15 protein-coding genes, 1 tRNA gene and 3 pseudogenes are annotated in these 17911 nt (G+C 52.2%); 14 read left to right on the top strand and 5 right to left on the bottom strand.

Annotation, left to right across the window (positions count from 1 at the left end):
- Positions 1 to 103: 103 nt before the first annotated feature.
- The 4 genes from hutU to N685_RS0116455 all read left to right on the top strand — a co-directional run bounded on the left by hutU (position 104) and on the right by N685_RS0116455 (position 4760).
- Entirely contained in the window at positions 104 to 1759 is a 1656-nt protein-coding gene (gene hutU / locus N685_RS0116470) for a urocanate hydratase (RefSeq protein WP_407059688.1), read from the top strand.
- A gap of 15 nt (positions 1760 to 1774) precedes the next feature.
- Complete coding sequence (hutI, locus tag N685_RS0116465; protein ID WP_031410169.1) at positions 1775 to 3049, top strand: imidazolonepropionase; 1275 nt, start codon at positions 1775 to 1777, stop codon at positions 3047 to 3049.
- A 96-nt stretch (positions 3050 to 3145) separates the two neighbouring features.
- Entirely contained in the window at positions 3146 to 4474 is a 1329-nt protein-coding gene (locus N685_RS0116460; RefSeq protein WP_031410167.1) for a YjiH family protein, read from the top strand.
- 67 nt (positions 4475 to 4541) lie between these two features.
- The gene (locus N685_RS0116455) at positions 4542 to 4760 is read left to right on the top strand and encodes a DUF4871 domain-containing protein (protein ID WP_237746927.1); all 219 of its coding nucleotides are present in this window, start codon (positions 4542 to 4544) and stop codon (positions 4758 to 4760) included.
- 366 nt (positions 4761 to 5126) lie between these two features.
- Here the strand turns inward: N685_RS0116455 and mscL are convergent, their stop codons facing one another.
- On the bottom strand, positions 5127 to 5522 hold the full coding sequence (mscL, locus tag N685_RS0116450; RefSeq protein WP_031410164.1) for a large conductance mechanosensitive channel protein MscL: 396 nt from the start codon (positions 5520 to 5522) through the stop codon (positions 5127 to 5129).
- Positions 5523 to 5710: 188 nt separating this feature from the next.
- Between mscL and N685_RS0116445 the strand changes: the two genes are divergently transcribed.
- Positions 5711 to 6646: a carbohydrate kinase family protein gene (locus tag N685_RS0116445; RefSeq protein ID WP_031410162.1), complete on the top strand. Its 936-nt coding sequence runs from the start codon at positions 5711 to 5713 to the stop codon at positions 6644 to 6646.
- 2 nt (positions 6647 to 6648) lie between these two features.
- Positions 6649 to 7554, top strand: coding sequence for a pseudouridine-5'-phosphate glycosidase (locus N685_RS0116440; RefSeq protein WP_031410160.1), 906 nt, complete (start codon positions 6649 to 6651; stop codon positions 7552 to 7554).
- Positions 7555 to 7607: 53 nt separating this feature from the next.
- Here N685_RS0116440 and N685_RS0116435 read toward each other — a convergent pair whose 3' ends face one another.
- Positions 7608 to 8045: a hypothetical protein gene (locus N685_RS0116435; RefSeq protein ID WP_031410158.1), complete on the bottom strand. Its 438-nt coding sequence runs from the start codon at positions 8043 to 8045 to the stop codon at positions 7608 to 7610.
- Between the two features lie 299 nt (positions 8046 to 8344).
- Here N685_RS0116435 and N685_RS0116430 point away from each other — a divergent pair, with 299 nt between their 5' ends.
- Entirely contained in the window at positions 8345 to 9523 is a 1179-nt protein-coding gene (locus N685_RS0116430) for an SEC-C metal-binding domain-containing protein (protein WP_237746926.1), read from the top strand.
- 406 nt (positions 9524 to 9929) lie between these two features.
- Here the strand turns inward: N685_RS0116430 and N685_RS0116420 are convergent, their stop codons facing one another.
- Positions 9930 to 10496, bottom strand: coding sequence for a Uma2 family endonuclease (locus N685_RS0116420; RefSeq protein ID WP_031410155.1), 567 nt, complete (start codon positions 10494 to 10496; stop codon positions 9930 to 9932).
- 380 nt (positions 10497 to 10876) lie between these two features.
- Between N685_RS0116420 and N685_RS0116410 the strand changes: the two are divergent.
- From N685_RS0116410 to N685_RS18510, 4 genes and pseudogenes are all read left to right on the top strand, one after another.
- A pseudogene (locus N685_RS0116410) lies at positions 10877 to 11101 on the top strand (cupin domain-containing protein); the annotation flags it as partial.
- A 281-nt stretch (positions 11102 to 11382) separates the two neighbouring features.
- A pseudogene (locus N685_RS20130) lies at positions 11383 to 11619 on the top strand (hypothetical protein); the annotation flags it as partial.
- A 620-nt stretch (positions 11620 to 12239) separates the two neighbouring features.
- Positions 12240 to 12315 (top strand) — tRNA-Arg (locus tag N685_RS0116395).
- Between the two features lie 184 nt (positions 12316 to 12499).
- Positions 12500 to 12844, top strand: a complete 345-nt coding sequence (locus N685_RS18510) for a hypothetical protein (RefSeq protein WP_237746925.1) — start codon at positions 12500 to 12502, stop codon at positions 12842 to 12844.
- A gap of 168 nt (positions 12845 to 13012) precedes the next feature.
- On the opposite strand, the pseudogene N685_RS19235 reads toward N685_RS18510, so the two are convergent.
- Positions 13013 to 13120, bottom strand: a pseudogene (locus N685_RS19235) (type II toxin-antitoxin system HicA family toxin); the annotation flags it as partial.
- Between the two features lie 290 nt (positions 13121 to 13410).
- On the opposite strand from N685_RS19235, the gene N685_RS0116380 reads away from it, so the two are divergent.
- The 3 genes from N685_RS0116380 to N685_RS0116370 all read left to right on the top strand — a co-directional run bounded on the left by N685_RS0116380 (position 13411) and on the right by N685_RS0116370 (position 16532).
- Positions 13411 to 14916: a malate:quinone oxidoreductase gene (locus N685_RS0116380; RefSeq protein ID WP_031410146.1), complete on the top strand. Its 1506-nt coding sequence runs from the start codon at positions 13411 to 13413 to the stop codon at positions 14914 to 14916.
- 671 nt (positions 14917 to 15587) lie between these two features.
- The gene (locus N685_RS20285; RefSeq protein WP_407059687.1) at positions 15588 to 15965 is read left to right on the top strand and encodes a hypothetical protein; all 378 of its coding nucleotides are present in this window, start codon (positions 15588 to 15590) and stop codon (positions 15963 to 15965) included.
- Between the two features lie 18 nt (positions 15966 to 15983).
- Positions 15984 to 16532, top strand: a complete 549-nt coding sequence (locus tag N685_RS0116370; RefSeq protein WP_031410144.1) for a YpiB family protein — start codon at positions 15984 to 15986, stop codon at positions 16530 to 16532.
- 104 nt (positions 16533 to 16636) lie between these two features.
- Here the strand turns inward: N685_RS0116370 and N685_RS0116365 are convergent, their stop codons facing one another.
- Positions 16637 to 17764, bottom strand: a complete 1128-nt coding sequence (locus N685_RS0116365; protein ID WP_031410143.1) for an NAD(P)/FAD-dependent oxidoreductase — start codon at positions 17762 to 17764, stop codon at positions 16637 to 16639.
- Between the last annotated feature and the right edge of the window lie 147 nt (positions 17765 to 17911).

The following is a 17911-nucleotide window of genomic DNA, read 5'->3' as shown; positions in this document are numbered from 1 at the left end:
TGAAATTTCGAAAAAAATGACTCACCTTTAAAAGAGGCGCATCTATCTCCGTCCTCTTCCCTTCCTTACAATAAAAGCAAAGAGGGAAAAGGAGAGGATGACGATGACAGACAAACGAACGGTACAAGCGCTTTCCGGAACAACGCGGCGAGCGAAAGGATGGATTCAGGAAGCGGCGCTGCGCATGTTGCACAACAACTTGCATCCGGATGTCGCCGAGCGGCCGGATGAGTTGATCGTTTACGGCGGCATCGGGAAAGCGGCGCGCAACTGGGAATGTTACGAGGCGATTGTGGACACTCTTCTTCGATTGGAAAACGATGAGACATTGCTCATTCAATCGGGCAAGCCGGTCGCGGTGTTTCGCACCCACCCGGATGCGCCGCGCGTGCTCATGGCCAACTCGAACCTCGTGCCGGCATGGGCGACATGGGACCATTTCCATGAGCTCGACAAAAAAGGGCTGATCATGTACGGGCAAATGACGGCCGGCAGTTGGATTTACATCGGCAGCCAAGGGATCGTCCAAGGGACGTACGAAACGTTTGCCGAAGTGGCGCGCCAGCACTTTGGCGGCACGCTGGCAGGAACGATCACGGTCACGGCCGGCCTAGGCGGCATGGGCGGGGCGCAGCCGTTGGCGGTGACGATGAACGGCGGCGTCTGTCTCGCCGTTGAAGTCGACCCGGCCCGCATCCAGCGCCGCCTTGACACGAAATACCTTGACACGATGACCGACAGCCTGGACGCCGCGCTCGCCATGGCCAAACGGGCGAAGGAAGAGAAAACAGCGCTGTCGATCGGCCTTGTCGGCAACGCGGCCGAAGTGTTGCCGCGGCTCGTTGATATGGGTTTTGTTCCGGACGTCTTGACCGATCAAACGTCCGCCCATGATCCGTTAAACGGCTACATCCCCGCGGGGTTGACGCTTGAGGAGGCGGCCGAGCTGCGGGCGCGCGATCCGAAGCAGTACGTTGCCCGCGCCAAACAGTCGATTGCCGCGCATGTGCGGGCGATGTTGGCGATGCAAAATCGTGGAGCGGTGACGTTTGATTACGGCAACAACATCCGCCAAGTGGCGAAAGACGAAGGAGTCGAAGATGCCTTCTCCTTCCCGGGCTTTGTGCCGGCGTACATCCGCCCGCTCTTTTGTGAAGGAAAGGGCCCGTTCCGCTGGGTGGCGCTCTCCGGCGATCCGGAAGACATTTACAAAACCGATGAAGTCATTTTGCGCGAGTTCAGCGAGAACGAACGCCTTTGCCATTGGATCCGCATGGCGCAAAAACAAATCCAATTCCAAGGGTTGCCGGCGCGCATTTGCTGGCTTGGCTACGGCGAGCGGGCGAAGTTCGGAAAAATCATCAACGACATGGTCGCCCGCGGTGAATTGAAGGCGCCGATCGTCATCGGACGCGACCATTTGGACTCGGGTTCGGTCGCCTCGCCGAACCGGGAGACGGAAGCGATGATAGACGGAAGCGATGCCATCGCTGACTGGCCGATTTTAAACGCCCTGTTGAATGCGGTCGGCGGCGCAAGCTGGGTGTCGGTTCACCACGGCGGCGGCGTCGGCATGGGCTACTCCATTCACGCCGGCATGGTTATTGTCGCCGACGGGACGAAAGAGGCGGAAAAACGGCTGGAACGCGTGTTGACGACCGACCCCGGCCTTGGTGTCGTCCGCCACGCCGACGCTGGGTATGAGCTCGCCATTCGGACAGCGAAAGAAAAAGGCATCGATATGCCGATGCTGAAGTAGAAAGGAGAACCGCCTATGCGCCCGCTCTTTGTCCGCCGCGCCCGCCAGCTCGTCACGCTGGCGGGAAGCTCCGCGGCCCCGCTTGTGGGAGAACAGATGAGCAACCTTTCCATCATGGAAAACGGCAGCGTCTGGATCGAAAACGGCACGATCACCGCCGTTGGTCCGGACGACGAACTCGTCCGCCGTTTCGCGGATCGGCTTGCCGAAGCGGAGGTGATCGACGCCCGCGGCAAAACGGTCACCCCTGGCCTTGTCGACCCGCACACCCATCTCGTTTACGCCGGTAGCCGTGAACACGAATGGACGATGCGCCTCGGCGGGGCGACGTATATGGAGATCATGAACGCCGGCGGCGGCATTCACGCGACGACAAAGGCAACCCGCGAGGCGTCGGAAGAGACGCTGTATGAAGAAAGCAAGCGGCGGCTCGATCAGTTTTTGCTTCACGGCGTCACGACCGTTGAGGCGAAAAGCGGCTACGGGTTAAGCCTTGAACATGAAATCAAGCAGCTTAACGTCGCCAAGCGGCTCGATGATACCCATCCGGTCGATGTCGTTTCCACCTTTCTTGGCGCCCACGCCGTTCCGCCGGAGTGGAAGCACGACCGGGAGGAATATATCCGTTTGATCATCGAAGAAATGATTCCTGAAGTCAGCCGTCAGGGGTTGGCTGAGTTCAACGACGTCTTTTGCGAGCGCGGCGTGTTCACCCCTGATGAGGCGCGCCGCATCCTTGAAGCGGGCAAAGCGCACGGCTTGACGCCGAAAATCCACGCCGATGAAATCGAACCGTACGGCGGCGCCGAACTGGCCGCTGAGGTGGGGGCGATATCGGCCGACCACTTGCTCCGTGCCTCTGATGACGGCCTCCGCTGCATGGCGGAGCGCGGCGTGATCGGCGTCCTCCTGCCAGGCACAGCGTTTTTCTTACTAACCAAAGCCGCCAACGCCCGCCGCTTGCTCGACGCTGGCGTCCCGGTCGCCTTAGCGACCGACTGCAACCCCGGCTCATCGCCGACCGTCTCGCTCCCGTTGGTCATGAGCCTTGCCTGTTTGCATATGCGCATGACCCCGGCCGAAGCGCTTGCCGCCGCCACGATCAACGCCGCCCACGCCATCGGCCGCGCCCATGTGATCGGCAGCCTTGAACTAGGCAAGAAAGCGGATTTGGTCGTTTTCAACGTCCCGAACTACGTGCAAATCATGTACTATTACGGCGTCAACCATGCGGAGACGGTGATCAAGGACGGGAAGGTGGTGGTGGCGGGAGGAAAGGTGCGCGTTTGAAGGGGGATGGTCTTCCGTTGAAGCGTTTGGCGACCGGAAGCGGGATGCTTCCGATTGCACAGTCTTGCGTAAGAAGAACAATGGGGGTGGAGAGAAATGAGAGCGAATCCAACCATGGCGCCATCCACGCCGGCACCAACGCCGGCAAGCGGGGCATGGAAGTTTTTCGTCTTTAGCGCCATCGGCATTTTCGTATTTTTCGTCCCGGTGTCGATCGGCGGCACATCGTCGATTTTACTCGATCATATTGTGACATGGATTCGCGCGCAGTTTCCGGGACTCGTCCCGTATTATGCGCTTATCGTTATTGCCCTTGGAGCGGTTTATCCGTTCTATAGTAAGACGTGGAACAAAGACGCGGTCACCGCTGTTTTTTCCATTCTCAAAGTACTTGGATTGATCGTGGCTGTCATGCTTGTGTTTCGGATCGGTCCGGCATGGCTGTTTCAGCCGGATATGGGGCCGTTTTTGTACGATAAGCTCGTGGTTTCCGTCGGCTTGCTTGTGCCGATTGGCTCGGTTTTTCTCGCTCTTCTTGTTGGTTACGGGCTGCTTGAATTCGTCGGTGTGTGGATGCAGCCGATCATGCGGCCGATTTGGAAAACGCCGGGCCGCTCGGCCATCGATGCCGTTGCCTCCTTTGTCGGCAGCTACTCCATCGGTCTTTTGATCACGAACAAAGTGTTCAAAGAGGGCAAATATACGGTGAAAGAGGCGGCGATCATCGCTACCGGCTTCTCCACCGTATCCGTCACATTTATGGTGGTTGTCGCGAAAACGTTAGGATTAATGTCGATATGGAATACGTATTTTTGGGTGACCTTTCTCGTCACGTTTGCCGTTACAGCGTTCACCGCTCGGATGTGGCCGCTAAGCCGCATGAGCGATGAATACTACGACGGCAAGGGGGATCCCGAGCAAAAAGTGACAGGCAACTATATGAAACAAGCTTGGGCTGAAGCGATGAGGGCGGTAGCGCAGTCAAAAGGGATCGGGACGAACATATGGGAAAACTTGCGCGATGGCTTTATCATGACGATGGGCATTTTGCCTTCGATTATGTCGGTCGGGTTGATCGGGCTGCTGCTCGCCGAATATACGCCGTTGTTTGATTGGCTGGGCTATCTGTTTTATCCGTTTACTCTTCTCTTGCAAATTCCGGAGCCGTTGTTGGCAGCGAAAGCCTCGGCCATCGAGATCGCCGAAATGTTTTTGCCGGCCTTGCTTGTCACTGAAGCACCGCTCGTAACAAAATTTATAATTGCCGTTGTTTCCGTTTCTGCCATCTTGTTCTTTTCCGCTGTCATTCCATGCATTGTATCCACTGAGATTCCGCTCAGTTTGCCGAAACTGCTCGTCATTTGGTTCGAGCGGACGGTATTGACGCTCATCCTCACCGCACCGCTGGCGTACTGGCTGCTTTGACAATGAGCGGGCGTCAAGACAAGCGGATGTTTCTTTCCGATTGGGAACGAGCGAGGAGAACTTGACTGTGACGATCGTGGCGGTGAAAAAAGGAAGCCACAAGCTTGCCCCTGCGTTAACCGTAGATGGAAAAAGCGTTTGGACAACGGGAGTTCCGGGAGGGCCGAACAACGGGGCGGACGCTCATATTCCGTCCAATATGAAGCTGAGAGAACCGGGGACGTGGGCGTTGCTTGTTTTTCTCGGAAACACGTACTGGGACTATGTCGTCATTGACGTCCAATGAGCCGTGAGGCGTTTCTTGGCAGAAACGAATCGATATTGATCAGTGACGTCGTCCATCATTGACCTGGCTATACGCGGTTTGCGCCGGGAGGATCAGCGCCGGCAAAAGAACAGCATCCACCCTAGCGATTCGTTCGCTTGAGGGTGGATGATTTCCTTTGATAGAGCGGCAGGACCGAACTCCCCCGAACTTTGTGAAGCGGCCGTCCGCATCGGCGCTGCCAATATGGCTTCGCCCGGCCGTGCCGCTTCGTGCTAGTAAGGATTCCAGATCACGTGAAATGGGAAGCTGATGCCGCCAAGTTTCTCCGATGGAGAGACTTGGCGGTAAAGCGACCTGCTCCTTTCATCACCGGCCTCCAGATGCTTACATCGTTTCCCGCTGCTGCTTTAACAAATCGCGAATTTCGGTGAGCAGCTCTTCTTCTTTTGTCAGCGTCGGCGCTGTTTCCTTCACTTCTTCTTGCTTTTTCACCCGTTCGTATAAGGTGTTGATCAGTTTGACAAACAGGAAAATCGAGAAGGCGATAATCAAAAAGTCGACAACCGTTTGGATAAACGCGCCATATTTGATTTCCGCCTTGCCGACTTTCCATGATAAGCTGCTGAAATCAATGCCGCCTAGAATCAACCCGACAAGCGGCATGATGATGTCATTGACGAGCGAGGAAACGATTTTGCCAAACGCCCCGCCGATGATGACCCCGACGGCCAAGTCAATGACATTGCCGCGGATGGCGAATTTTTTAAATTCGTTCCACATGACAATCTCCTTTCTTGAATGGTCGTTTCCTGTATTATACCATACAACGGCTTTGGGAAACGTTCCAGGACGAAATCATAGAAAGCGGTGCGCTCTCTTTTTTCATGGCAGGCGCCGTATGATACAATAAGGAAAATAGGAAGCAAGGGCGCCGCTTTGGCAAGGATGCGCCCGAAAGGATGAAAGGCATGAGAACGAAAGATGCCATCGTCTGCATCGGCGGGGCGAATGTCGATCGGAAAGCGCGGCTGCTTGTGCCGCTTGAGCTCGGCACGTCCCACCCTGTCGCGAGCGTGCAGACTGCAGGCGGGGTGGCGAGAAACATCGCTGAAAATCTCGGGAGGCTCGGGCAAAACGTTGCCCTCCTCAGCGTGGTCGGCGTTGATTATGACGGGCAATGGCTCATTGATGCCACGAGTCCATATGTTGACACAAGGCTGGTCACGCGAATCCCCGAAGCGAACACCGGTGCGTATACAGCGGTGCTTGATGAGCGCGGCGAGATGGCGCTCGCCTTGGCCGATATGACCATTTATGATGCCGTACGAAGCGAATGGCTGAAGCAGCGATGGCGGGAGCTCGGTCCAATTTCCGCTGTCGTGCTCGATACGAATTTTCCGCCCGATGTCATCTCTTGGGTGATCGGGCAGTGCCGCCGAGAACGCCTCCCTCTTTGCGCCGTGACCGTGTCCGTGCCCAAGGTGAAGCGATTGCCGACGGATCTCGCCGGTGTCACGTGGCTCGTCACGAATCAGGCGGAAGCCATGGCGCTTTCCGGGAAACAGCATCTTGATGATGCGATCGAATCGCTTTTTCGTTTCGGAGTGGAAACCATCGTCATTACGCGTGGAGCCGAGGGTGTCGTGTACGCGACAAGGAAAGGGAAGAGGGGAGCGATCGCGGCTCCCGCCATCAAGGTCATCGACGCTACCGGGGCGGGCGATGCGTTCGCGGCCGGATTTTTGTACGGCGTCCTGAACGGACATTCGGTGGAAGACGCCTGCCGCCTCGGGATGAGCAACGCGGCATTGACGCTGCAGACGGCTGAAACGGTGAATCCCGCTCTGACGGAACAACGGTTGCGAGCAGCGCATGAACAGTATTTTCGCGAAGGAGGACAATGATGATGAACGACATCCTTGTTTTTTCCGAAGAAGTGGCCGCGGCGAAAGCGGAACAAAAGCCGATTGTCGCCTTGGAATCAACGATCATTTCCCACGGTATGCCGCACCCGGAAAACGTGCAAACGGCGAAAGACGTCGAGCGGATCATCCGCGACCGCGGCGCTGTACCGGCGACGATCGCCATCATCGATGGAAAAATCAAAATCGGGCTAACGGATGACGAGCTTGAATTTTTAGGCACAAGCCGCGACATTGAAAAAGTGAGCCGCCGCGACTTGCCGTATGTCGTCGCCAAAAAGAAACACGGGGCGACCACCGTGGCGGGGACGATGATTTGCGCGGCGATGGCGGGGATTCGCGTGTTTGCGACCGGCGGCATCGGCGGAGTGCACCGCGGCGCTGAGCGAACGATGGACATCTCGGCTGACTTGCAAGAGTTGGCGCGGACAAACGTCGCAGTCGTCTGCGCCGGGGCGAAATCGATTTTGGATTTAGGCTTGACGCTTGAGTACCTCGAGACGCACGGCGTTCCGGTTCTTGGCTATCAGACGGACGTCCTGCCGGCGTTTTACTCGCGGACAAGCCCGTTTCGCGTCGATTACCGCTTAGACAGCGCCAAAGAGATCGCCACGTTCATTGAAACCAAATGGGCGCTCGGCTTAGCCGGCGGCATCGTCGTCGCCAATCCAGTTCCGCCAGAAGACGAGCTTGAGGAATCGTACATCACCGCCATCATCGAACAAGCGCTCAAGGAAGCGGAAGAAAAGTGCATCACCGGCAAAGCGATCACCCCGTTTTTGCTTGACCGGGTGAAAACATTAACCGAAGGGAAAAGCTTAAAAGCGAACATCGCCTTAGTGAAAAACAACGCCGCCTTAGCGGCCGACCTTGCCTGTGAACTGTCTTAATGTGCGCGCCCCCGCCCTGATGGAAGAGCGGGGGCATGATGGTAGTGGAGATGTTATCGGGTGTGAAGCAAATGGCGGATTTTTCGATCATGCTGGGCGATTTTGACGGAGTGGAAGTCGACAGTCTCTTGTGTTTCAGTCAGTTCGACGTGGATGTGACCGAGTTTCGCTTCGAGCCGTTCGAACCGTTCGTTCACGGTGCGCTCCAACTGGGCGATTTGCCGCTCAAACCGTCCGTCCATCTCCTCGATGCGCCCATCCATTTCTTCGATGCGCTTGTCCATTTCTCCGATCCGTTTGTCCATCTCTTCCATGCGTCTTTCCATGTCTTCCATCCGTTTGTTCATCATGTTCGTCTGTTCGTTCAGCGCTTGGACTTGTTGTTGGAGCGAGTCAAATTTCTCATAGAGCGCTTCGAACTGCTTGCGCATGTCTGTCGCGTACAAATCGAGCGCTTGCAAAATTTGCGCCAATATCGTTTTTTCTTCCATAACATTCACCTCCTTTCTCTCTAGTATATCAGACAAGCAAGCTAACGAGAAGAAAAGATAGTTTCAAACAGGTGGGATTTTGTCAATGATTATAAAGGGGGGGCACAGCTATGACAGAAATGCCCCTGTATTCATCGTTTGGCATCTATTTGGTTGCCGATGGCCATCGTTTCGACCGCTGTCACGGCCATCGTTTTCATTGCGGTTTTTGCAGTTAGAGTGTTAAAATGGAAAATATTCGTCATGGGACTAGCTGAACATCGATGTCCGGCTGGCACCAGAGACGAAGGAAGAAAAAGGTGGGTGTGATCATGTCCTTTTTAGAAACGATCGAACCGTATTTATTTTGTGAAGATCCTCTCCTCCGTCAGTTTGCCTTTTACGCAATAGAGGAGTATCCAGGCGTTCCAGCTGCGTGGGTGGAGCGTCTCATTGACGAGGCCGTCACAACTGCCGACGAGGACATGCGAAGCATGATTTTGCGCGGCGTATCGAAACAACCGCTGACCGATCGGGCGCTTGAACAGTTGTTGACCATCAAAGATGCAGCCAAGTATGTCCGCTGGTTTTTCCCGTTTTCGGTTGCGCAACTTGAAACCTACGGACAGCAGCTGCTTCGCCACTTCCCGCGGTCTTGGCAACGCGCTGTCCGGCTTGTGGCCGAGGGAGCGGAAGACGACGTATGGGACCACTACTTTTCGTTGCTTTCCCGCTTGGAACAGGAAGAGATGTTTAACCAGAACTTGTTTTCCGCCGCCAAGCAAGTCGTGCGCATTCTCGTTGAGCGCGAGTGGCTGACAAAGGAAGACGTGAGTCTCACGTGGATGAAAAATGAACAGCAGCCATGGTTTTCGTACGATGGTATTTTGGCGGTGTATGCGCTTTCGTTGATGGGCGCCACCGAATATATTCCAAGACTAGCCTCGCTGTTGGAACAACAAGATGGCGATGTGCTCCTCGATCAAGTCGTTTATGCGTTGTCGACGTTTCAAAACGGCGAAGTCATCGAAGCCGTACGCCCATATGCGTTTCAAAAGGAAACGGCCTTTTCGGCCATTCATGTGCTCGCCAACATTAAATCAAAGCAGGCCGTCCGTGTATTGCGGGAAGTGTTTTCCGAGCTGCGCGATGATGACATGCGCGCGTTTTGCTTTGAGGCGCTTTGCCACCAGCTGGATCAAGAAGCGCTTCCGGAAGTGGAAGAATATTTAGAAAGAGTGGAAAAACGGGGGCATTCCGGGCTGATCGATGTAGAACAAACCGCTTACGGATATTATACCATTCTAGGGCTCGACCATCCGAAATTAGAAAAATGGAAGGCGCTCGCCGATCAAAGATACCGCCATTTTCAAGCGTTGTTGCAAAATCCACCTTTGCCAAAAAACATTCCATACCGTCGGGAAGAGCCCAAAATCGGCCGCAACGACCCGTGTCCATGCGGCAGCGGGAAAAAGTATAAAAAGTGCTGCGGGAAGTAAACACACATACTTGGCCGAACCAACAGCCCGCCTCCGCGCCTGAAAGTGAGGAGCGGGCTTGTTGCTTAACAAAGATCCGCACGATGCTTCGAGGTTCGCAGGAATCTCCCATTCTAGAAGGCTGGTGATTTAAGGAAGCAGGCCGCTTACCGACCTCGTTTCTCAAATAGAAAAAGCTCTGTCGCATCGGTATCGCCTTTCACACGCTCCCCCATTGCTCAAGAGAAGCAACCGTTTTTCACCAGCTTTCTAGGCGAAGCGAAAGGGAAAGAAGGGGGGCGGCTCGGAGGAAGGAGCATGCACGGAGAAGGAAAAAACAATCTGAGTCTCGAAAAAACGGAGCCCATTCTTTCCGACAAGGGAGAAGACTTTCTGAAAGAACGGGCAAAAAAATGATATTTTATGTTTACGCCTTAAAAAGTTCCTCTACATTGACTTCAAAACCTTTTAACACTCGTGATCGAGCCATTCCTTTTCCTCTTAATACATCGGTTTGCTCGTATTGGGCTTCGTCATTGAGGGAATAAATTTGCACCGTATTGAGCATTGGATTCACGATCCAGTATTCTTGGACTCCGTACTGCATATAGAGATTGAGTTTAAACACTAAATCGTGCGCTTGATTCGATGGACTTACTATTTCAATGATCAGTGTCGGTACTCCGACAAATTTGTTTTCCATTAATCCGCTTTGATCACATATGACGGATAAGTCCGGAATGACGATTTTTGTTCCATCTATTTTATCGTTTTTCAGTTCAATATCAAACGGAGCGTGAAAGACTTCGCAATCCTTGTCTTCTAAAAAATTGAATAATTTGGCGTGCAATCGTCCGGAAATTCGTTGATGCTGGGTAGAAGGGGATGGGGACATAAAGACAGTGCCGTCAATGTACTCTAAGATCCGATCTGTACTTTCTCTCATTTGGTAAAACTCTTCGAGAGAAACGAAATGGTTGTTAGGCGGGTTCACAAAAACACCTTCTTTCCCCTTTTTGTTATTTACTGTAAACCAACTGATCCACTAACACCAGAAATCAAGCGAAAAAGGAGACGTGAACCGGACTGCTTAAGGAAGATGGATGTGCCAACCACTCAGACAAGGAAGTTCATGTCTTATGGATAGAGTAGCAAAGCATCAAAGAATCGACAAGTTTTCCTTAGCATGAGAAGGCCGGTAAAACACAGCCGTCACCAGCCCATCGGAGGTATTTCGCCAAAAAACATTCATGAGAAAATGTTGCTCCCGATCTAGGTATAAAAAATCAATGCTCGCCGACGTGTTCGTTTCATAGAAAGGCCCCATTGTAGCACTTTTTCGCCAGCAGTTCGAACGGAAAAGTCCTTTTCTGCATTGAACATAAGGAAGGAATCGCCCGAATGAGCAAGAGAAAAGATGAACTGACGTTTGAGAAAAACGTACGTGCCGGTTCCGCGATCATAGTTCCAACGGGAACATGGCACAATGTCATCAACACCGGAACGATCCCGCTCAAGCTCTATTCCATCTATGCGCCCCGCAAGCACCCGCACGGCACCGTGCACCGAACAAAGGACGATGCCCTCGCAGCTGAATAGAACATAAGCGGCTTGAGAAATGAGCGCCATATCTCATGTCCCACATCCTCCGAGTGCCTGTCCTCGCGAAGCGAAAAACGATCGCTGCTGAACTGCTCCGCCAACAGCCATCAGCCGTGTTTCGGGAAGTGGTGGGGATGATGGGGGAGGAGTAGGAAACGAAGAACTTATAATTGTAAGGTAAGGGATGTAGGAGAGCCAAAACCGATGTTTCGCTGTTTTTTATGAATGAAAGTCTATTTCCAACAAATACTTTGCTTGCACGACTATTCATTCGGCAAATTTGCGCGCAGAGACAGTTGAACGATTCTAATCAAGTCATTGCGATTGTGTATTGGGATGAGTTTCTCGAATGTGTGGATATCCAAAAACAACAAACTCGGGGAACGTCGAGGCTCTCCATCAAAGCGGTCAAAGGATCTCCCAAGTTGCGCCTCTACGGCAGCAAACGTGCAGACGTATTGGAGGGAAAGGATAATACAATCAAGATTGAAAGAAACCGATTGAACAGCTTATAGCCCAAACGTAGAGAACGGTGTGTAACGACCTGAACGGATGGTGTAGAACTCTATCATTCTATGTTTTGATGAATTTCAAAAAATGAACGGATCACAGGTGCAGGTTGTGAGCCGGCTGGTGAAAAAGCATGGTCGCCAATGGGTGCGGTTAGGAATGTGAAGCCAAACATTTACCACCTTCCTGTTCAAAACAGCTTTGTTCTTTTGCCGACTGTTCTTTCGCCGTAAAATTGTCGGTCATGCGGTTTCCCGAAATGAGGAAGCTGCATGATCGACTCTATGGCTTGCCAAGCTGAGAGATACGGACAAGCGACTGAGTAGAGCCGGACAAAGAGAGCGATGGAAGAATAAAAGAGAGCTTGCCACCATAGCAAAAAACCGTTATAATACAGGCTGTACGTCTCATAGACGGTACGTTGGCAGCTAGATGCGGTCTCCCCGCCGTAAACGAGAGAGCGGAGTCGCCGACGTTGAGCGCACAACACGGCGTCAAAAGGGGAAACCGTGCTGCTCGTGTTCTCTGTAGGAGCGATGTTTCTTGACTTTCATTCACTCTCCCGCCGCAACGGCTTCAGGAGCCCGCCTATTTATCCGTCCAATGCCGAATGCAGAGCCAACACGGCCCCGTAGCTCAGTGGATAGAGCGTCGGTTTCCTAAACCGTGCGTCGGAGGTTCGAATCCTCTCGGGGCCGCCATCTACATACGATTGGCTCGGGTTGAAGTTGCTGAAACCCTTGATATGACCGCGTTTGCGGTCATTTTTCATTTTTTGGGAATCCCGAAAAAAACGATAGAATCCGAAAAAATTTTGCACGAATTTTGTGCGCATGAGAAGTGCGTTGCCCATATAAAAATGTTTTTGGAAAGTAGGTGAATAAAATGATCATCGCCAACAATTATAGAGAAATCAACGATCATTTTGATTTCACGGATAGTATTATAACGGATATGAAATGGAACAATCCGTTAGATTTTTCTATCACGATCGACTATTATTGGGATACACAGGAAAACAGGGAAGAAAACAGAATAGTGGCGTTGCATTTTAAGGATTGCCTGGCTGTGGAGTACAAACTAAAAAAAGAGATACTAGAAGTGTCAAGGGATGATATCCATTTTGATAGCTTGTTCACTATTATTCGCTTCGAAAATGTAGAGGCAAATTTAAGTGGGTTTCACCATTTTCATATTTATACCTTTTTGATTATAAAGAGCCATTTCTAAAAATTATTTGTAAGCAGGTTCAGTTGGAGGAAGTATAGGTCGGTGTTTGAAAACAACGGAAGAAGAAAAGAAGGCCGATCGCTCGGCCTTTTTTGCCCGGGATAGCAGCTGAAAATCATTTTGCATGGGATAAACGAGCGCGCCCATTCGTCCTCCTTTAGAGGGGACTTATAATAGCCCCGCCTGTTTGAGTATACTTTTGACTGTTTTGCTTGGTAATTTTTTCTTCCGATGAGGGCTGGCCACTCGTCCGGATGTACGGGGATGTTTGAACGGATGATGACCGCCCTAAAAATTTTTTTGCTCGAGATGGTGGCGAAATATTCAACGATTTTGTAAAATTGATGTAAAGGAAGATGGTTGATTTTTGTTGTTGAAACCGCTGTAAAGCAGGGGATTGTTCAGTATATTAATATATTTTTTTGTTTGTCCATAATAATGTTATACTATTTGATTATTGTGTTATAATTATTTTGTAACCGCACCCAAAATCAATGGGTGTCAACGGAATTGTTTCGAGCGAGCGCTCGATGTTCTTGACTATTCTATGGATAGGGATGGTAATGATGGGCAACAAACAAGCAAAAACCGATGTGATCTTAATCGGCGCTGGCATTATGAGTGCGACATTGGGGACGCTGTTGAAGGAATTGGCGCCGGAGTGGGAGATCACGGTGTTTGAAAGGTTGGAGGAAGCCGGCGTGGAAAGCTCGAATGAGTGGAACAACGCCGGGACGGGGCACGCGGCGCTTTGTGAGCTGAACTATACGGTGGAGAAGCCGGACGGGTCGATCGACATCAGCAAAGCCATTAAAATCAATGAACAGTTTTATGTTTCCTTGCAGTTTTGGGCTCATTTGGTGAACAGCGGAGTGCTTCGCGATCCGAAAACGTTCATTCGCCCGCTGCCGCATATGAGCTTCGTGCAAGGCGCGGACAATGTGGCGTTTTTGAAAAAGCGGTATGAAACGATGGCGGCCAATCCGCTGTTTAAAGGCATGGAATTTTCCGATGACCCGAAAAAGCTGGCCGAATGGGTGCCGCTCATGATGGAAGATCGGACAGTGACGGAGCCGCTGGCGGCGACGCGAATCGAATCAGGGACGGATGTGAACTTTGGAGCGTTGACGCGTGAGCTGTTTGAACATTTAAAACGGAAAAACGTGGAGATTCATTACCGCCATCATGTGGAAGATATCAAACGGACAAGTGATGGTTTGTGGGAGCTGAAAGTGCGGAATTTAGACAGCGGCGTTGTCGAACGGCATGCAGCGAAGTTCGTTTTCATCGGCGCCGGGGGAGGCAGCCTTCACTTGTTGCAAAAGTCCGGCATTCCGGAAGGAAAAGGTATTGGCGGCTTTCCGGTCAGCGGACTGTTTATGGTGTGCAACAACCCGGAAGTGGTGGAAAAGCATCACGCGAAAGTGTACGGCAAAGCGAAAGTCGGCGCGCCGCCGATGTCGGTTCCGCATCTGGACACACGGTTTATCGACAATCAGAAGATGCTGCTGTTTGGGCCGTTTGCCGGTTTTTCGCCGAAGTTTTTGAAAAACGGCTCGATGCTCGACCTGTTCACTTCAATCAAGCCGCATAACGTATTGACGATCTTGGCGGCGGGCGTGAAAAATATGGCCTTGACCAACTATTTGATCCAGCAAGTGCTGTTGTCCAAAGAACAGCGCATGCAAGAGCTTCGTGAATTCGTCCCGACGGCGAAAAGTGACGAATGGGACATTGTTGTCGCTGGTCAGCGCGTGCAAGTGATCAAAGACACGGAATCCGGCGGCAAAGGGACATTGCAGTTCGGCACCGAGGTCGTCCATGCGGCTGACGGTTCGATCGCGGCGCTGCTTGGCGCGTCGCCGGGCGCATCGACGGCGGTTCATGTGATGTTGGAAGTCATCGAGAAATGTTTCCCAGAGCAGATGAAAGAATGGCGATCGAAAGTGAAAGAAATGATTCCGTCCTACGGCGAATCATTGATGAAAAACGAATCGCTTTTGCGGCAAGTGCAAGCGTCTACAGCGGAAGCGCTCGGATTGAATGGCCACTTTGCGCTGCAGTTGGCGTAGGCCCATGCCAATTGCGGCCTGCTGGGGATCGCTTGGCCGTCTGTGAGAAACAGCTGCCTGAAGACGAAGGGCAGCTGTTTTTATTTGGGGTCTTGTGTCTCCAAGTTTATATTATCCATAGACAAATGATCTTCACTGTAAAATTCCTCTTCAACAATTAGGAAGCGTTAATGACTCCATTGCTTTTTTATGAAAGGTTATCATACAATTGTTTCATACACTTTTGAGTTGGATAGGCAAAAGGAGTTAATTCCACGATAGCAGCTTTGTTTTTTACGTTCTGATCTGAGCGGGTGCAAGGATTTGATTCATGATATTTCCAAAGAGATGGTCATATTGGGAGGGGGATGTTCCTTTGAATGCCAATTTGTCTTTGAGTCCGTCTTAATGGGATTATTTTCTTGATATGGCTTCGATGAAGCGAATGCAAGGATGATACCGAGGAACTTTGGTGGCCCAAGGGGCATAGCTTATATAAGACGGAGGCCATGAGAGAAGTTGGCGGTTGGCCTGATGCCATGGGAGAGGATATTGTCCTTTCTTGGCATTTGCTAGAAAAAAGGATGGAGAATTTACTTTGAACTTACTTTGAACCTCATGCGATGGCATTTACGGATGTTCCGGCTTCTTGGGTGCATTTTTGCAGACAACGATCTCGGTGGGCAAGGGGAATGATCGAAGCATTGAAGGTTGTAAAACCGTGGCAGCAACCGCAATTATTTGTGAAATACCTCACGATGGTGAATCTGTTGCTCCTTTATTTAGACACCATCTATACTTTATGTTGGTTACCGGGATTAATTTTGACCTTCTTCGGTTATTCTTACATTGTTGGCCTGATGACATTGTTGGTTGTGCCGCTGACGTTGATCGCGTATTGGGCTCTATATCGATATCAAAGATCGGTGTTCCGAAAATTGGATCTCAAGATCAGAAGAAATAGAATTGGTTTTGTCGCCTTTGGCCTGTTTTACCAAATGATCATGTTTCCAGTGTCATTTTGGGGATATATACAAGAGTTAGCTCGATTAAGGAGGGTTTGGAAATAGGGAGGAGGAGACAGTGCGATGAGGTGGGTGTCGCCGTTGGAAAAGCGCCGTTTTTTAACATCGTTTTTGCAAACGCATCGTCTAAAGCATCCTGATGCCCGGTTTGTGCTCCATTATTTGCTTCAGCACCCCCATCTGCTGGAGAATGTGCATTTTACGGAAACCGAGCAAAAGCAGGCGCGGTGGCTGATCATTTCAACTGCGATGGCGGAGGAAGAGGGGCTTGTGTTTTATCGGCGCGGCCAAAAAAGCACGAGCCTGGCCACGATTATGGGCGATTTGGCGCTGCATCCGAATGAGCCGCTCTACCTAACGCTTCACTTTCCGGGGAAGTCGAGGAATTTTTCCTATCTTCGTCTGATCGATCAGCGGGCGTTTGAAAATGTCAGGCGGCATGAGCGCCATGAAAAAATGGCGAAAGCGGCCGAGCAAGTGCTTGACGAGGCGTTGAAACGCCACGAAGTGTCGAGGTTGAAGCTGCAGATCGACCAGGCGCTCGACCGTAAAGATATGGAGCTGTTTCACAAGCTGACGGAACAGTTGAAAAAATATGAAGGACAAAGCTGACAAAACACGGTCAGCTTTGTCCTGGCGGTGAGAAAGCGATATCAGCCGCTGCGTTGGCTGTTCTTCATATCGTGGAAGGTCGGTTGTTGGTTTCCTGATCGCCCTCATTGAGCGATCGGTGCGACGGCGCTTGCCGCATCGTAATCGCGGGGGTCGAGTTCCGTCGGCAGGCCGATGACGAGTTTCGCCAGCTCTTTTCCTAAATACGGGCCGACGGTGAGCCCTGAGGAGCCGAGGCCGTTGGCGATATACACCCCAGACCAGCCTGGAAGCGGTCCAAAGATTGGGAGAAACCCGGGCGTGCGCGGGCGGAACCCAACTCGCGTCTCGATGTATGTACAGGTGAAGAGGCCCGGTGCAATCGCAAGCGCTTTGTCCAACAATTCGTGCATTCCCCCGGCGGTGGGGCGGATGTCCATGCTCGCTTCATCTTCGTGTGTAGTTCCGATCACGATCCGGCTCCTCGGGAAGGCGAGCATATACTGATTGTTCGGCGGCATGACGACTGGCCAATGGGATGTGTCGTATTTTGGATGTTCCAAGTGAATGAGCTGCCCTTTTTGTGGGGTGACGAGCAGGTTGATGCCGAGCGGCTTCAGTAATTGTCCAGCCCAGGCGCCAGCCGTGATGATGACCGCTTCGGCAGCGTATTTCGCCCCGTCAGCTTCCACGCCGATGACGCGGGAACCTTCAAACAGAAGCTGGGCGTTCCCGCGGATGTAGGCGGCGCCGCGCTTTTGGGCAGCGTTAATGAGGGCGTCTCGCATCGCTCGACCGTTCACTCGGGCGGCGCCGCTCACATAAAGGGCATGATGCTCGCCAACAAGCGGCGGAAACAGCTCCTTCGCCTCTTGGGGATGAAGCCGCACGATCTCTCCCATTTCCGGCGCGTCTTCGCGCCGTTTGAGAGCGCGCTCCTCCATCTGTTCCAGTTTCTGTTCGTCCGTGTGCAGCCATAGAGCCCCGACGCGTGCGTAACCGGTTTCCGTTTCCCCGTATGATTCCAGCTCTTCAATAAGGGAAGGATAAAATTTTGCCCCGCCTTTCGCTAATCGATACCATTTTTGGTTGCGGCGCTGCGACAGCCAAGGGCAGACGATCCCCGCCGCCGCATCAGTCGCCTGGCCTTTGTCGCCACGGTCGATGATCACGACTTGGGCGCCTTCCGTGGCCAGGTGATAGGCGGTGGAGGCGCCTAAAATGCCAGCCCCGACAACGATATATGGCTTCATACCCAACACCTTTTCTCTTTTTTTATTAGCATAGCATAGACAGTGCGGATAGGGAATCATCACCTGCCAGGCGGCGGCGAGCGGCGCGATGCAACTACAGAAAAATGATAGCCTCAGGCGAAAAAAAGTTGCCCGAAGCCGCGTGTG

This window comes from Geobacillus vulcani PSS1, from assembly GCF_000733845.1.
Taxonomy (GTDB): Bacteria; Bacillota; Bacilli; order Bacillales; family Anoxybacillaceae; genus Geobacillus; species Geobacillus vulcani.
Note: the sequence above shows the minus strand (reverse complement) of the source record. Positions and strands in the feature narration are given on the sequence as shown.

Excerpts from the sequence above, each read along its gene's own strand:
- hutU (WP_407059688.1), top strand. The coding sequence starts at position 104 with ATGACAGACAAACGAACGGTACAAGCGCTTTCCGGAACAACGCGGCGA.
- hutI (WP_031410169.1), top strand. The coding sequence starts at position 1,775 with ATGCGCCCGCTCTTTGTCCGCCGCGCCCGCCAGCTCGTCACGCTGGCG.
- N685_RS0116460 (WP_031410167.1), top strand. The coding sequence starts at position 3,146 with ATGAGAGCGAATCCAACCATGGCGCCATCCACGCCGGCACCAACGCCG.
- mscL (WP_031410164.1), bottom strand. The coding sequence starts at position 5,522 with ATGTGGAACGAATTTAAAAAATTCGCCATCCGCGGCAATGTCATTGAC.
- N685_RS0116445 (WP_031410162.1), top strand. The coding sequence starts at position 5,711 with ATGAGAACGAAAGATGCCATCGTCTGCATCGGCGGGGCGAATGTCGAT.
- N685_RS0116440 (WP_031410160.1), top strand. The coding sequence starts at position 6,649 with ATGAACGACATCCTTGTTTTTTCCGAAGAAGTGGCCGCGGCGAAAGCG.
- N685_RS0116435 (WP_031410158.1), bottom strand. The coding sequence starts at position 8,045 with ATGGAAGAAAAAACGATATTGGCGCAAATTTTGCAAGCGCTCGATTTG.
- N685_RS18510 (WP_237746925.1), top strand. The coding sequence starts at position 12,500 with ATGATCATCGCCAACAATTATAGAGAAATCAACGATCATTTTGATTTC.
- N685_RS0116380 (WP_031410146.1), top strand. The coding sequence starts at position 13,411 with ATGGGCAACAAACAAGCAAAAACCGATGTGATCTTAATCGGCGCTGGC.
- N685_RS20285 (WP_407059687.1), top strand. The coding sequence starts at position 15,588 with ATGATCGAAGCATTGAAGGTTGTAAAACCGTGGCAGCAACCGCAATTA.
- N685_RS0116370 (WP_031410144.1), top strand. The coding sequence starts at position 15,984 with ATGAGGTGGGTGTCGCCGTTGGAAAAGCGCCGTTTTTTAACATCGTTT.
- N685_RS0116365 (WP_031410143.1), bottom strand. The coding sequence starts at position 17,764 with ATGAAGCCATATATCGTTGTCGGGGCTGGCATTTTAGGCGCCTCCACC.